Origin of the sequence: Tenacibaculum sp. nBUS_03 (assembly GCF_051201695.1) — a bacterium.
GTDB lineage: Bacteria > Bacteroidota > Bacteroidia > Flavobacteriales > Flavobacteriaceae > Polaribacter.
Genome location: NZ_CP179214.1, coordinates 999,827 through 1,015,555 on the forward strand (window position 1 = coordinate 999,827; position 15,729 = coordinate 1,015,555).

Sequence of the window (15,729 nt, forward strand, 5' to 3'; positions counted from 1 at the left end):
AACGCATTACAAATAAGCATACCTCCAATATTCATTTACACCTACTGCCAAGTATTATATTTTTTTAAGTTAGAATTTAGTTTTATTTTTAGATATAAGCCTTACATTTGATGTATACACTACAAATTAACAACTAAATATGATGAAAAAATCACTTATAATATTCTTCTTAGGAATTACAATTACTTGTTTTTCTCAGGTTTCAAAAAACTACAAAGAATTATCAAAAAAGAATCATGCAAATTATTATGAAATCACCTCTAAAGCAAGAGCAGAATTCAAAACAAAAGATCTTACAATTTTAAAAAATAAAAAAGAAAAAAAACGATTTGATAGATGGGCTTATTATTGGGAAAATAGAATTAATCCCAATGGTACTTTTCCAAATGAAAATACTGATTATTTTAATGCAGGTATTTTAGATTCACAAGGTAAAATAATAAACAAAAAAAATACTTCTTTAAAAAGTAGCACTGCTCAAAACTGGACTAATATTGGCCCTGAACAATCAGACATTAATAATAATGGATATTCAAATTATCCTCAAATGGGAAGGCTTAATGCTTTTTTACGTATAAAACATCCAACAGACTCTAACCAAGACGTATTATTTGTTGGAGCTCCTAATGGAGGTATATGGAAATCTACAGATGGAGGTACAAACTGGTCTCCAAAGCTAGATATGGTTGCAGGAATAGGCGTAACAGATATAGAAACTGTTCCAGGGACTACCACTGCTAATTATACAAGTCAACCAATTTATGTTTCTACTGGAGATTATGATGCAAGTCATGTGAAATCTATTGGTGTACTAAAATCTACAGACGGAGGAGAAACTTTTTCTTCAACAGGTTTGACTTCTAATTTATCTAATCAAGCTACTTTAGGAGACTTAATTGTTATAGATGCTAATACTATTTTTGTTGGAGAGACATATAATATTAAAAAAACCACTAATGGAGGAACTACTTGGACAAATGCTTTTTCTCCAGGGTATAATGCAACTTTTGGTAGAGCTGTTAGAAACGGAACAGAAATAATGTTTACTGGTATTTTTGGAGATGTTTATTACACTAGTGATTATAATACGGATTCTAATTGGACGACAGTGGTAAATGCAGTATCTTATAATAAAGCTGCCGTTACTACTGATCAAAATGGAGACTTTTACATTCAGGTTATGGATGGTCAGGTAAAGAAATTTGACAAAACGAATAATACTTTTTCTAATATTGGTAACATACCAAGTGAATATAATTCACAAGGAGGATATAATCAAGCCTTACTGGTTACAAATGACATTATGATTACAGGAGAGTTTAATGGACAATCATCAACAAACAATGGAACTAGTTGGACTAAGTCTTTAAATGGTTACTGGAGTAATGCTGGTGATCCTGGTACTTATATCCATTCAGATCATCACAGAATGGGGAAATTAGATGGAGCTTTAGAATTTTGGAGCGTAAATGATGGTGGTTTAGACTATATAAATTATAATACTGCCTCTAATACAAAGCCTACAATATCATATAAATCTGGTAAAGTAAAAGTTACACAATCGTATTCTATTGCTATAAATCCTAAAGCAAATGACGGAGCCGCTGTTATGGCAAATCAAGACAATGATGCATTTAGTAAAAAAAATGGTACTTGGTATGCAGTTGCTATGGGAGATGGTATTCAATCTGCCATTAATTATAACAACCCTGATATTAGGTATGCCGGAAATCAAAATGGTTATGTAGTTCAAACTGATACTGGCTTTCAAGGACAATTGCAAGGTAATGGTAAATTTGTTCAAGTTCCTGGAGCAAGTTTTTATTTCCCTTTAGAAATGCATAAAACTAATCCTAATATTTTATATGGAGGCGGTGACGAGGTATATAAGTTAGATGCTTCTGATGGTTTAACAATAGCTACAACAAATTCCGGCTTAACAGGTACAATAAAAAGTATTGCAACGCATGGTAATTCTGTGATTGCATCTAATAATAGTAACAGTATTAAATTTTCTTCAGATCAAGGAGGCACATGGACTTCGATTTCTCCTCCAATTGGACAAACAAACAATATTACTTCTGTTGATTATGATGCCTCTAATAACAATATTATTTACGTTTCTTATTCTGGGTATTCTGCAGGAAATAAAGTTTTTAAAACAACAGATGGTGGTGCAAATTGGACTAATATCTCTAGCAACTTACCTAACATAGTTGTTAATGAAGTACTGCTAAAACAAGGACAGTCTGCTGAATATTTGTTTGCCGCCACTGCATTAGGGGTTTATTTTACTCAAAATGGAGGTACAAGTTGGAATAGATTAGGACAAGGGTTTCCTTACGTAGATGTTAAGGATATTGAAATACATTATACGGCAGATAAATTGGTGGCAGGTACATTTGGAAGAGGTATGTGGGAAATTTCTGTAGCTAATAATACTTTAGGAACCAATGATGCTGTTTCTTTAGAAGACAAATTTTTATTTTACCCTAATCCAGTAAAAAATAATTTATTCATTAAAACAGCAGATGACAATTCTTATAATTATATGATTTATAATGTAGTTGGTGGAATTGTAAAAGAAGGAAAAGTAAATAGTACTGGTATTGATTTGTCTGATTTAGCTAAAAATATTTACATGGTTCGTGTTTACAATAGTAAAACGAGTTTAACCAAAAAAGTTATTATTGAATAATTATGATAAGTAGATTCACTAAATTTTTCGTAATCATCATGACAATTATATCTTTAAGTTCATGTAAAAGTTTAAGCATAGTAAATTCTTTTAAAAAGGTTCATATAAGTGGTTTACCTAATGTTGATAGCTATAAAGAATACACAATTCAGGTTAAAGCTACATCGTCTTTTAAAGTTAATACTATTACTTTATTTTTTGACAATTCTAATTTAACAATAGATAAGTATTCATTTATAAATTTAAAAGATAATAAAGGACATATGGTTAAAGATAGTTCTAAATCTTTTGAAAAAGGAGACTATAAGTTTAGTTTTAGATTAAGTACTAAAAAACAAAAACTTACAAACGAATACATAGAAGTTAAGTATGTTGTAAATGAAAAGTTAATGTCTTTAAAAACAACACCTGTTGAAAAGGTAAAAGGGTATAATAAATAACTAATTTTTATCAAAAAAAAAGCCACATTAGTTTATACTTTTGTGGCTTTTTACTTTTGTTTTATTTTATAAGCTTTTGTGTAGTTATTATTTACTTTTTTCTTTGATTCTTTTACATTGAATAATCATTAATTTCTAGCATCAAAAGACCTAAAAAGAAAATATTTTCATTTTAGGTAATTTGCATACTTTTATTTATTGAAATTCAGAGTTATTTATTACAAGCTTGGTAGTACTTAGAGGGGCTTCTAACTTACTTTTTCACAACTATTTCCCATGCAATATTTCAGTGTTTTATATCACTTACATGCAAAATTTTAATCATTTATATAAGTTTGTTCAATGAAGAAGAAAATAATAATTTTATTTACCCTACTCTTCTTTAATTTACATTGTACTATTAGGTAAATTATTTAGTTTATTTATTAATAGTCTTGATAATTTTTATTTTCTTTCAGCTTAGTTAATCTTTATCTTTAATAATAAAAAAGCTACTGTTTTTCACTTATAAAACTAAAGGATTATACGTATCTATAACTCAAAATCTAACACAATCTATTTACTATAAAAAAATGTGTTTTAATTAAATTAATAGTAAATATTAATTGATATACTGCCTCTTAAAATATTACAACCCTTCTAAAAAGTAGTATATAAATTAAATACGAGGATATAAAAAACTACTATTTATACTATCGCCTTTTCAAGCTTTAAACTTAATTGAGCAAAGGCTTTTACTTAATCATATATCAGTGTTTTTATCTATTTTACATTTTATATTTTATTACAATATTTGCACACCTTAAATAAATAATTGTAATATTTTTTTAGTAGAATTTTAAACATTGTTTTAGAAAGGAGCGTCAAAGCTCCTTTCTTTATTAACTTCTATTTCTCTTTTTATATAGTTTACTATTAATTAAAATTATCTAAATCAGAAGAAACTTAAAATCATATTATTATGTTAAAGAACATCTCAAATTTAGCTTCGATCCTAAATAAGAAAGAACAACAGTCTATTTATGGAGGTCGTGTTCTCTATAGAATAACATGTAGTAATGGATATAAAAAATATTGTGATAGTTGTTCTCCAAATATTAACTGTATAATAAAAACAATATTTTAGTATCGTACTATTTAGGTAACCTTTAGATTGTTTTATCTTGCATTCTTTATTTATAATTCGTTTGATAAAATTTTGAACATCAAAAAACAACCTTAAAAAGGTGTTTTTTGATAAATGGATAGTTTATCTATAGTTCTTGTGTATGAAACATAGCTTTGAAAACGACGCTATGTTTTCAAATGAATACAGAACTGAATTTTTCTATTTTGTTTTAGCTTTTTATATTTTAAAAGCAAATCAAAAGACTTAAAACACCCGTTAAAAAACTATAAATCAACACTAAACATCAAACACCTCATTAATAATACCTCTTTTAAATTCTTGTTTATAAAACTTGACGATCAAGTTTAAATAAACCAGGCACTTTTGTTATTTTATAAATTGGTATATTTCTATTTTTAGCTATTTCTTTTATTTCACTCTCATGTTCTTCGCAAATGTCATATCCTAAAATAATTTCAGCAATATAGTCATCGGGAATCTTTATTATTCTATCTTTTACTTTTGGAATTAGTGGACAAAAATTTTTCAAAGCCCTATACTCTTGCTCATATTCCCAATCTTTAGATTTACTAAGGCAGTTAATTATAGCTTTGTCCCATATACCTAATAGAGGGTCTATATTAGGGAATTTATGGTTTTGATCATAATTTACCTTTCCTGTAATGGAAAATATTTTAGAAGAAATTATTTTATCTTTATAATAACCAACACTAAACCCTTTATGATTTCTAGCATAATGTGACCACATTAAAACATTATCCCACTTTTCTGAAAATGAAATAACACCATATTTTTCATCATTTGATTTATATTTTGCTAATTCTAGCCTTTTATGAAACCCACTCAAATCATTAGTTAATGTGTCTCTTAATTTATTTGTAAAATCATTAGTTTTATCTTCCCCTAAAGACTTCACACTCTTTATGAAATTAGTTATATATTTTTCTTTTTTTTCATCAGTATCAATTGATAAGATATTATCTGGAATTTTACAATCGAATGGGTCATTAAAGCTTTTAGGAGAAGCTAAAAACAATGAGTTTTCCTTTAAAACTTTTTTATGATAAACATCTTCCCAATCTCTATACTTATAAATTATATTGTTCATTTTTAATTACAACTAACCAGTTACATCCCCACAAATATAATTTCAACATTTAATTATTTAAAAATAATAACAACCAATTATTCTTTTTTTCTAAACAAAAAAATTGTTGTTTTCCTTACCACAATTATTTCAAAACCTTTTACCTTTTTAAGGTACCACGGCACCTACTATTTATAATTTGTTTACTAAAATTTTGAACATAAAAAAACACCTTAATTAAGGTGTTTTCTAGTAAGTATATGTGATTTAATGTTTAGTATATAGAGCTTATCCAGCCTATATACGGATATCATTTAATATGCATATTATGGACTTTTTTCATTCAATGTAATTTAGGAACCTCATTAACTTAATTCTAACAAATCAGTTATTCCATTGAGACGGATTTTAATGACATAACGGCTCAACATATAATAAGCCCCTGGTAACTTAGATTTTTGTATTTTAAGATTATTCAACGAGTTTTCTAGTATATTTATATCTACACCGAGGAAACAATGCTTCCCAATGTCAAAGTAATAGGTGGCAACTCCTGTTATCTTTTGGCTATAATGTCCCTCTAGCTCCTTTATATTACTAAGGTTTGAAATATCGAATAGTCCATTCAAAACTGCACATTTTCTACCTTGTATAGTTTTAATCTTTGCAAAAGTTATCGTATTAAATCCTTTATTGAATAATTTAGGATAATCATCAAGAGAAAACTTCAACGGAACTTTATAAGTTTCGCCTTTGTGTATTTTTGAAGACGGGAGAGGCATCAAAAGTTTAAAATACATATCAGTTTCAGATTCACCAAAAACTCCATTTTGCCCTATATCTTTGATAGTTGTTGTTGGTATTATAACAGAGCTAGAATCCTTAAGGGTTCCATCTTTTTTGAACCATTTATATTCTGATTTTAAATCAGTGATACTAAAATCTGCTAATTGATTTGATTTCACTTTAACAAGAACATTACCACTCTGCACTATTGTTGATTTTAGAAGTGGACTATCTTTAGATGTTTTAAATTCACTTGATATAGATGTTGCAAGCGAATAAACGTACTTTTTTTCATTACTAAAATCCCATATTAAGTTAACTCCATGATTGTCAACATCAATCTTTTTATTAAAACTCCGACAGTTTGTAAACAATATAATTAATACTATAAGCCAAGAATTATTCATTTTCATGTATAGTGGTTTGCGTATGATTAGTTGCGATTTTTTTACCAAATGTAACCAAAAATTGTTGATTTTGGGTTTTAAAAAGTACTTTCTAAGATCGACTGAAATTAGCAATTAGTTATACGTTTTGTTACCTGTTGACCTTTATTCATAGACTCTTATTCTATTTTCATTCGTTTTCTACAATCGATCAGTCTTTTCATTAAAGTAGAATCAACTTCAGTTGAGATTATTTTGTTATCAGACATTTTTTTGAATTCATTTTTATTTACAAAAGTAGTTTCGTAAATAGTATCCGAATATGTAATTTTACTTTGGACATACTCATTTTTACCCAAATTATTCTTCATTTCAGATTGCTAATAATTTCAAATATGTGGCAAGTTGATCAGAAAATAAAAGGTTACTTTCGAGATAACACAGAGCCGAATTTTTATTTTTTATTTATCATTTTTAAAGGCTAAATTAAAAATTTGGTTTTTGGTTAAGCATTTAAATCCGTAATAACTATAGTAATTGTTGGTAGTGATTTTTGACCCCATCATAATAATCAAATTAATTATCTAATAACTCTGAGTTTATTTTGATTCCTCTATTGCGTTCTAATATCATCAAAAACTCTTGTAATTCGACTTTATTTAGTATTGGAATATTATAATTTTTATTTCCATAATGAACTGTATCTCCAGTATTATCAAAACTACCGAATGAGGTATATTTTTTACTAATATAATAGTTCAAACAAAGTATTTTATTTATATATTTTAAACACATATATGTTGTTACATATTCTGTATTTCTGTTTTCAATATTAATATACTCATCATTAATTGTAAACCCGAAACTATTTAAAGTGATAGTTGGCTTCTTACTATTCAAATATTTATTTTTTACTTCTACGTAGCATTCATTTTCGTAAATAAGTATTCCAATAAATGACATTAGTAAAGCCCAAATACCATAACCTAAAAAAAGAATAGTTAATTTGAAACTAATGTATAACATTATGGGAATTCCTGATACTACAAAAAAAATAAGGTATGTAAATAGTACACTTTTAACCCTTTCCTTTAAATATATTTTATACTCTTGTTCTTTAAATTGTTTCCATAAGTTTATATCATATTCCCATTTAATAAAAGGTTTATAATATGTAGGAGTCTTTTGTGGTTGTTCTTTTTTTTTAAAGAAAAGTTTAAGTAAATAAACACAAATTATTGTAATTAGAATAAGTGATATTATTAAAATTGGAATATCAGAGTGTTTTCTTTCTTTTATAATCATACCATACAAACCTCCAGATATGCCTATACCAAGTATAAGCGATACAATTAAAAAAAAAGTAATAAAAAGTTTTTTTGTCATATTATTTTTCAAAGCAAAAAGTATTGACCTCTTTTCTGTTTTTGTATTTTATTCTTTAATCTCTAATGTTACTCCAAATATTTAATCGTTCGATATTTGTAATTACTCTCAACATCTCTTGTTTGTTCTGTTCCCCCCCTAAGCTGCATGTATAATATACAAATTGTTACTAATAGTTAGTTTTTTTTATTATAATCATCAGGAACTAGTTTTAAACCATTCCATATTAGATTTCTTACTTCAGAGGTTGTTACATACCAATTTGTAGTTTCATCTTTCATTTCTGCATTTTTATTAGCAATTGTTCTATTCGAAGTTCCTTTTTCAAAAATATGGATTTTTACTATTGCTTTTTTTCTATTTATAGACGAAAATATTTCCCCTCTAATTGTGTCATTTTGAGAATGAGTTATTTCAGCTTTAAAAAAAGCTAAAAGTAACAAAATTATAAATAATTTTATTTTCATTCTTTAATGTTGATCAACATTTAAGCTATGGCACGTATTAATTGTGCTATAGGTTTTGTTGTGTGTGTTTTTTTATTATTTCTTTTATTTCATCGATTCCAAATGCATCCATTATGTCTTTTGATAAAAGCTTAGGATCCGCACCTTTATCAAGTAAATATTTTAAAGTTGTAGGGTCTTTAGTATTGTATACAGTAATTATTGCCGTATTCAGTAATTGACCTTTATTAATATTTACATCAACTCCTTTTTGGATTGCGAATTTTAATCCTTCAACTTCATTGTTGTGAACTGCATAATATGTTCCTTGATACTCATAATTTGAAAGATTTCCACCAATAGAAACAAGGTATTCGGCTGTTTCAATTTGAGAGTAGGCAATAGCGCTTTCAAGAGCAACATCTATTTCAAGTTGTATATGACCTGGTTCTAAGAGACTTTTTAGTTCTGTTAGATTTCCATCTCCAGCTAAAACTTCAATTTTTATGCTTCTAGAATCTTTCATTTTATAACGCCACACGGGTTTGTATATGAAAAGTAGCGGATTAATATTAACATTCTTTTCGGATAGGATATAAATGTATAAAAAAAGCGTAAGCTTTAATGACTTTAGCTTAATTAGCTGTTTCTTATATACACCTTAAGTTAACGAACGTTTTCATTATTCATTCCATCTGTTACGATTGCTTCTACGCTCAATAGTTGTTCTATTAAACTATAAGCGTCTACTAAATCCCATATTGGCTCCATTAGTTGTCGTATGGAGTTTAACGTGATGTATTCCCCCTTGTTCAACTGACCAATCAATTGTGGTAGCAAGGGATGGCTTTTTAAAACTATGCGATGGCCTCTTGCGAAAATCAAAGTTTCTTTACTATCTTGAACATCTAAATAGATTGGAAATATTTCTTTGCCTTTAATCGAAAAAATTCCCGATTGAGGGATTCTGTTACGTGTAGTATTTGATATTGTTCGAATACCTCCGTTACTTTTCAAACCTAGTATTTTTCTAGTTAATGCAATTTCCATCTTCTTTTGAATAGAATGTAAATCGAGTACATCATTCAAGGTAGACTGAGGTGCATTCAATTTTATTGGTTTTTCATATTCATCATGACTTAATAAAACTTCTGCAGCCGTTGCCTTTATGAGTCCGTTTTCGAATCGATCTTTTGGGGGATTGACATAGTCTAGTACAACACTTAAAGAAAATTTTGGAGTGTTACCAATATGGTATACATAATGCGGAATAGCCATGGCGTCACCTGGCTCTAATTCATATAACTTACCTTCATTGAGCTTTTCAGAAACATTATGAAAAACTTCAGAATTATGTTCGATTGAGTTGTATTTTGGATCATCCCAGGTATAGAATTCTTTATTCTCCGGCCCCAAATGAAATAAAATTCCGTCCTCTCCAGTAGACTCTTTATGAATCCCAAATGGTGTGAAACCATAGTTTCCCATAAAAAAAAGGAAAGACAAACCATCAAGAGGCAATCCTGCATTTTCCAGCAGAGGACGAACAATAGTAGCCATTTTTTCGGCAAAAGAATTACTGTATTCTTCCAAACCTATGAGTATCATCCCAAACTTCTGGTCACCAAAAATTTGTTGAGACCAATCTTTAAAAGAATGCTCCAAACTAGGAGGATTTGCTGCCATTTTTTCAATAAGATCATTTCGAAGTACATTATTGATATAGGTTTTTAAACCAACTTGCAGGTCCTCCTTAGCCAAAAAGTCTCTCAAAACCTTAATTAATAACAACTTTATTTCTGCGATATCATTCGTTGAAACTAATTGTTTTGCTTGTGCAGGTTTGCTAAGATTATTAGAATCATCTAAAAAAGATTTCCAAGTACTCGGATTCATGATTTATAAATTATTCGTTTGTTGTTAATGTTTGCTAACGTTTTAAGTATGGTTGGTTGCGATTTTACTCCAAATGTAACTAAAAATTATTGGTTTTTGATTTAGCTTATAATTTCTAAAGTAGCGTAATCCTAATAATTAATTATACATTGGATTAGCCATCAGTTTTTTCTATTCTATAAACTAAACTATCTTCTTCATTTGGAACATCGTTCAATTTTTCATGTAGTTTTAAATTACATTTTTTTAATACATTTATTGAATTTATGTTTTTAGGTCTTACAAGTCCAAAAATTTCGCTTTTCTTTAATACTTCAAATCCGTAACCTATTGCTTTCCTTCCAAATTCAGTAGCATACCCTTTTCCAAAAAATAATTTATCAAATCTAAATCCTAAATTTAGTTTAATTATACCTTCATAATTTTTGTAAGTTAGTCCTCCAAAACCAATAGTATAATTTGGAGTGTTTCTTTCTGAAATTTTCCATACTCCAAAATCATTAATTCTCCAATGAATTAAAATTTCCTTAAACACTATTTCTGCCGTTTCATAATCCATTTCTCCATTTGGATTATAAATATTTGTTTTAGGGTCTGAATTAATTTCATAAAATCTTAAAAAATCTTCTTTATCGGGTTTTTGTATCAATAATCTTTCTGTCTGGATCATTTTTTTTATAATTGTGGCTAACGTTTTGGCTAAGCTGCGTTTTAATGCAGTTTAGGTAGTGTTAAGTACTTTTTTATTAGTTATTATTTGTTCAGGTAATGATGTTTTAATTTCTATTCCTCTTTTAGCAAATAGAGAATAACTAAGAACACTATCACCTTGAAGCTCATCTAATCTTTTCAATTTAATCATTGGCGAAGCCTCAGTAATTTTGTTAGCACTAGTATTTATTCAATTATATTCATTTTATTTAGTGCTTTTATTGAAACTTCTTGCCGCAAGGTATTAAAATCGTTTCTACCCATATCATTGAATTTGGGACTTATTTTGGTCGCAAAGTAATATACATTTCCGTCCTTTTCAACGAAACCTACAAACCAACCAACATTTTTCTCTCCATATACAGACAATCCTGTCTTACCACTCAGCGTGAATGAATCAGTAGATTCGATTTTTAGTATTATTTTGATAGTTTCATGAGTAGATCTTGAAATTGGCAACTGTTCTTCCTTTAGTCGTTTTAAGAAGTCAACTTGTTCATATGGACTTATTTTAGAAGCCCCCATTAACCAAAAATTATCTATTGTCTCTTCGCCTATATCCATTTGTCCAAACTTTAGTTTTTCGACATATTTCTTCATTTCTTCTACCCCAATTTCCCTAGCAAGTTCTTGATAACAAGGAACACAGGATGTTTGAAATGCATCTCTTAATGATAGGTCTTGTTCCCAAACAGGAAGATATCTTTCAGCACCATCCCATTTGAATATTGTTTTTTCATTTTCTAAAATATTTAATTCAAGTCCTATTATTGAATTTGGAATTTTAAAAGTTGAAGCTGGTAAATATTGAACTCTTGATTCCAAAAAACTATTAGAGTAATACGTATTTTTTTTCTTGTCGTATATTAGTATTGCTCCTTCTAAATCTGAGGAATCTAAAATTTTTTGAAATTCAGGTACTACAACTTCTACAGGTAACTTAAAATTCATGTCTTCCTTACTTTTCTTGTTTTTGCAGGAAAATATCAAAATAAAAACTAGACTGATAATTAAATTTCGCATTTGTATTCTATGAGTGCTAACGGTTTGTATATGGTTTGTTGTGTGTTTAAATGTATAATTTTTTCATTTAAACACTGGCTTTATAAAAAAACACTTGCCCTTGGTTTAGCAAGGAATAGCAATTAACTATGCTCTTTGTTGTAGCTAGTTATCATTTATTCTGTTCTCCAAGTATTTTAACTTTATTCAACCACTTCTTTCTCCATTCTTCCTTTGACAACCTTAAAGGTTCCGATCGATGTGATTTTTACCGACTTTACTCCAATAAAATTCATTGTCAATTTTTTCATTGCACTATGTGATGGACTCTTGTTAACAAGTCGGTAAAACCATGCAGGTTGGTCCATCGTGCAAATCAAGCGAGATGTTTTTCCCTTAAAGTACTTATCCCACCAAACTGAACCTTCTCTTATTTTAAATGCAAACCCAGGAAGAAGAACTCTGTCTATAAAACCCTTCATAATTGCGGGAACAGAACCCCACCAAACAGGATAAACCCAAACAATATGGTCAGCCCATTTTAGTTTCTCCTGTGCTTCCAACAAATCCGGTTCGAGTTCTGTTCGTTTTCTGTATCCAAATTCTAGATTCGGATTAAAATTCAATTCTCTAATTCTAATTTCTTTTAAATCAGCACCTGACTGTTCCGCACCGATTTTATAAGCTTCAGAAAGTCCGTAGTTGAAACTCTCATTGTCTGGATGTCCATTTATAATCAAAATTTTCTTTGTCTTCATATTTCTTTTATTGTCTAATTGGCTACAACGGTCTAGTAAAACCGTCAGTTACGGGTTAATATGCTTTTATTTTAAGTTTGACACATGTTTTAGCAATTCGGGGCGGATTCGACTAGGTCCGAATCCACCCCGAATTTCGGTTATGCATTGTTAGCAAAATTTACTCATTCCGCTATTGTAAAAACATAAAATATTTGTCCTTTTTTATTTTTCATTTTTTTCCAATTTTCAACTTTGTTTGGATCATAAATTCTAACTCCTTCTGTTTCTGATATTTCAAACTTTGTAAACCAACTTTGAGGGCTTTTTCCGTCTTTTTTAAATCCTACTTGTCTTGCAAGAACACTATCTTTTGGTTTTACTATAAAAGGAATAGTCATATCATAATTCCCCATAGAAGAGTACTTGTAAACTGTAGATTTAAATTTTATAGGTTTTTCAGAATTATTCTTAACATAAAAACTGGTTGTCGGAAATCCTCCAATTGCTCCACAACTTGTTAAAAACATCACTAAAACCAATAATATTAAACTTTTATTTTTCATAATATTCTATTTTAATTCTCATTAAAAAAATTAAGCACTTCAATATAGTTTAACGTCGTGTTTAATTTTTGCTAGCGTTTTTGTGTATGGTTTGTTGCGTGGTTTAAGCACTAAATTTAGCAAATAAAAACCGAATAGAAAATCCGAGATGATTTTCATAAGTAGGCTAGAACTAGTAATAAATTATATACAACTTAAGTTAGCATTTTATTAAATTAGTTATTTAATCATAAAGAATAAAAGTGTGAAATAAGGCTATAATACACGAAGAGACAGTGATCTCGTCAACATTAATAACCCCTACTCTTTTCTATGTTAAATTCGTTCAGTTCTATGAAGCTTTAGACTTCGATTTCAAGTTGTTAAATTCAAAATAGAGTGACTCTTTACAATCCTTTTTTCTTATGAATAAGAAAAAAAATATTTAGGAATAGACATTAGTAAAGATGTCTTTGATGTATGCGACAATAACAAAGCCCATTATCAGTTTACCAGTGGCGGTTCAGGCTTTAAAAAGTTTTTTAAATTATTAGGAAGCCACGGGGTATTACCATAGTCGTTTAGCATATTTTTTACTTGAAGTAAGCATCGGAATTTGTGTGGTTACCTCATTAAAAATTAAACACTACATCCAAATGAATCTATCGAAAATAAAAACTGATAAGAGTGATGCAAAAATGATTCGGCAATATGCAAAAGATTTCGAACCTAAACTGTTGACTGGACAATCAAAAAAACAACAAGAAAACTTACAAGCAACTCGTATGCTCAGCATTTATAGCCAACAGAGCGCACAATTAAAAAATAAAATACATGGAGAAGAAATATTAGGTACTCTGTTAAAAGGGAGAGAGATCTATTAAAAGGATTTTGAAAAATCTAGAAATGGAGATTGAGGTTTTAGAAAAAGCATTGCTCGAAAATGTAAAAAAAGAATACCAAGTATTAGTAAAATGGGAAATCCAAAACTGAGAAATTTACTTTTTATGTGAATTTATAATGCTTGTAAAGCACTTTATTATAGAATTGTTGCAAAGGTAAGAGCAAAAAACCTGCTTTAATAGTAGTGTGTAACAAACTATTAAAACAAGCATTTTCAATTGTTAAAAAAGGGGTTCCGTTCAATAGAGAGTACAAAAGTACTTTGGTTATAAATTAAAGGATTTTTATTTGGTTTTTACCTTAGTTCTTTGTTGTGTGTAGTTTATTACCAAAAGTACATTTTCTGGTTTAAGAAATCGATAGATGTTTTTTGTTCGGATAGAAAAGGATATCCAATAAGACCATCAATTTCAAATCCATATCCTTGAGTAAGATGTGAAATGTCTGATGTAACAAATTCCATTTTCTTGAATTTAGTATTAGATATGGTGCAGTTTTTTATATTGATTACAGAAACTTCTGTTACATTTTTATCAGCACCAACTAATTTTGAAGTCTCAATTTGCTTGTAACTCTTTTTTGGTAAAACAGCAAAAGAAGGTAAGCTAATAAGGTTGCTTGAGGCACCTGTGTCTAATCCAAATTTGTATTGTTTATTATTAATGACTGTTTTAATTACTGGTATGTGTGCTCCATATTCAAAGCTAAATTCTGTTTTAGGTTTAACTTGGGTATGCCATTTACTATTCCCCTCAGAAAATAAAGAAAGTTCAGATTTTTTATAGTCAATAAATAACTCGTAGTTTTGTAATATACTAAAACCAATTAGTCCTTTAAATTTCCGGCCTGTTTTTTCCTCTAAATGGCTTAAATCCATCCCAATTAATTCAGTATTTTTAAAGGTGATTCCGTTCCAGTCAAACGATTCTATTTCAATATTTTGTAATGCTGCACTTCCTGACACGCCTTTTGCTGTTTCATTCGATTCTTTTGATTCAAAATAAGTAGAATTTAAAACGATTGTTGGCGCACCGCTATCAAGAATAAAGTATTCTTCTTTTCCATTTAAAACTACTTTAACAAAAATCAAGTTATTAACCAGTTCAAACTTTGTTGTAAAGGAATCTATTAGTTCTGCCTGACTAGTGTTTTGAGATGCGGCTGACGCTTTTAAGATTGCATCAAACAATTCAATTTTGGTTATTTTTCCTTCTGAATTAAAATAAACCTCTGATACTTGTTTTTCCATACCATTGAAAAGGTACTCTATGGTAGCAATATTATTTTTAAAGGCTACAATTTTAAGTGAATTTAATGGTGGGTATTGTGTTAAAATTTGAGGTATAACTTTACTAACTAAAGGTTGTTCATACGACCCAGTTTTAAAAGTATTTGATAATGATTTTTGAAACGAAGTATAGTTACTTTCTTGAAGTCCTTTTTCCAAGCTATCGATTGCTTTTTTGTAATATTCATTATTTTCCTGACCATAGGCAAAGGGAGAAAATATTAATGAGCTTAGGATTAGTATTCCAATTTTTTTGATTGTTTTCATTATACGTGTATTTTTTGTTCGA

Annotated in this window: 15 protein-coding genes and 1 pseudogene; 3 read left to right on the forward strand and 13 right to left on the reverse strand. The window is 28.8% G+C overall.

The window, feature by feature from the left end; genetic code table 11:
• Positions 1-139 precede the first annotated feature (139 nt).
• Both ACMFBB_RS04525 and ACMFBB_RS04530 read left to right on the forward strand, forming a co-directional pair.
• Positions 140-2,698: a T9SS type A sorting domain-containing protein gene (locus tag ACMFBB_RS04525; RefSeq protein ID WP_435263274.1), complete on the forward strand. Its 2,559-nt coding sequence runs from the start codon at positions 140-142 to the stop codon at positions 2,696-2,698.
• A 38-nt stretch (positions 2,699-2,736) separates the two neighbouring features.
• On the forward strand, positions 2,737-3,138 hold the full coding sequence (locus ACMFBB_RS04530; protein ID WP_435263275.1) for a hypothetical protein: 402 nt from the start codon (positions 2,737-2,739) through the stop codon (positions 3,136-3,138).
• 1,451 nt (positions 3,139-4,589) lie between these two features.
• Here ACMFBB_RS04530 and ACMFBB_RS04535 read toward each other — a convergent pair.
• From ACMFBB_RS04535 to ACMFBB_RS04590, 12 genes are all read right to left on the reverse strand, one after another.
• On the reverse strand, positions 4,590-5,375 hold the full coding sequence (locus ACMFBB_RS04535; protein ID WP_435263276.1) for a DUF2971 domain-containing protein: 786 nt from the start codon (positions 5,373-5,375) through the stop codon (positions 4,590-4,592).
• A gap of 344 nt (positions 5,376-5,719) precedes the next feature.
• A complete protein-coding gene (locus ACMFBB_RS04540) occupies positions 5,720-6,553 on the reverse strand; it encodes a hypothetical protein (RefSeq protein WP_435263277.1) in 834 nt (277 codons plus the stop codon).
• Positions 6,554-6,705: 152 nt separating this feature from the next.
• Positions 6,706-6,897 (reverse strand): hypothetical protein, encoded by a 192-nt coding sequence (locus ACMFBB_RS04545; RefSeq protein ID WP_435263278.1) that lies wholly within the window; start codon positions 6,895-6,897, stop codon positions 6,706-6,708.
• A gap of 205 nt (positions 6,898-7,102) precedes the next feature.
• Positions 7,103-7,912 carry a hypothetical protein gene (locus tag ACMFBB_RS04550; RefSeq protein ID WP_435263279.1) on the reverse strand — a complete coding sequence of 270 codons (810 nt, stop codon included), beginning with the start codon at positions 7,910-7,912 and terminating at the stop codon, positions 7,103-7,105.
• 176 nt (positions 7,913-8,088) lie between these two features.
• Positions 8,089-8,379, reverse strand: a complete 291-nt coding sequence (locus ACMFBB_RS04555) for a hypothetical protein (RefSeq protein WP_435263280.1) — start codon at positions 8,377-8,379, stop codon at positions 8,089-8,091.
• Between the two features lie 46 nt (positions 8,380-8,425).
• Positions 8,426-8,884, reverse strand: coding sequence for a hypothetical protein (locus ACMFBB_RS04560; protein WP_435263281.1), 459 nt, complete (start codon positions 8,882-8,884; stop codon positions 8,426-8,428).
• Between the two features lie 140 nt (positions 8,885-9,024).
• Positions 9,025-10,254: an RNA methylase gene (locus ACMFBB_RS04565; RefSeq protein WP_435263282.1), complete on the reverse strand. Its 1,230-nt coding sequence runs from the start codon at positions 10,252-10,254 to the stop codon at positions 9,025-9,027.
• Between the two features lie 154 nt (positions 10,255-10,408).
• Complete coding sequence (locus ACMFBB_RS04570; protein WP_435263283.1) at positions 10,409-10,924, reverse strand: GNAT family N-acetyltransferase; 516 nt, start codon at positions 10,922-10,924, stop codon at positions 10,409-10,411.
• A gap of 51 nt (positions 10,925-10,975) precedes the next feature.
• Positions 10,976-11,107, reverse strand: coding sequence for a hypothetical protein (locus ACMFBB_RS04575; RefSeq protein WP_435263284.1), 132 nt, complete (start codon positions 11,105-11,107; stop codon positions 10,976-10,978).
• A gap of 44 nt (positions 11,108-11,151) precedes the next feature.
• The gene (blaOXA, locus tag ACMFBB_RS04580; RefSeq protein WP_435263285.1) at positions 11,152-11,988 is read right to left on the reverse strand and encodes a class D beta-lactamase; all 837 of its coding nucleotides are present in this window, start codon (positions 11,986-11,988) and stop codon (positions 11,152-11,154) included.
• A gap of 182 nt (positions 11,989-12,170) precedes the next feature.
• Positions 12,171-12,725: an NAD(P)H-dependent oxidoreductase gene (locus ACMFBB_RS04585; RefSeq protein WP_435263286.1), complete on the reverse strand. Its 555-nt coding sequence runs from the start codon at positions 12,723-12,725 to the stop codon at positions 12,171-12,173.
• A 164-nt stretch (positions 12,726-12,889) separates the two neighbouring features.
• Positions 12,890-13,270: a hypothetical protein gene (locus ACMFBB_RS04590; RefSeq protein WP_435263287.1), complete on the reverse strand. Its 381-nt coding sequence runs from the start codon at positions 13,268-13,270 to the stop codon at positions 12,890-12,892.
• Between the two features lie 430 nt (positions 13,271-13,700).
• Between ACMFBB_RS04590 and ACMFBB_RS04595 the strand changes: the two are divergent.
• Positions 13,701-14,429 (forward strand): annotated as a pseudogene (locus ACMFBB_RS04595) (IS110 family transposase).
• A gap of 48 nt (positions 14,430-14,477) precedes the next feature.
• Here the strand turns inward: ACMFBB_RS04595 and ACMFBB_RS04600 are convergent.
• Positions 14,478-15,707 (reverse strand): retroviral-like aspartic protease family protein, encoded by a 1,230-nt coding sequence (locus tag ACMFBB_RS04600; RefSeq protein WP_435263288.1) that lies wholly within the window; start codon positions 15,705-15,707, stop codon positions 14,478-14,480.
• Positions 15,708-15,729 lie beyond the last annotated feature (22 nt).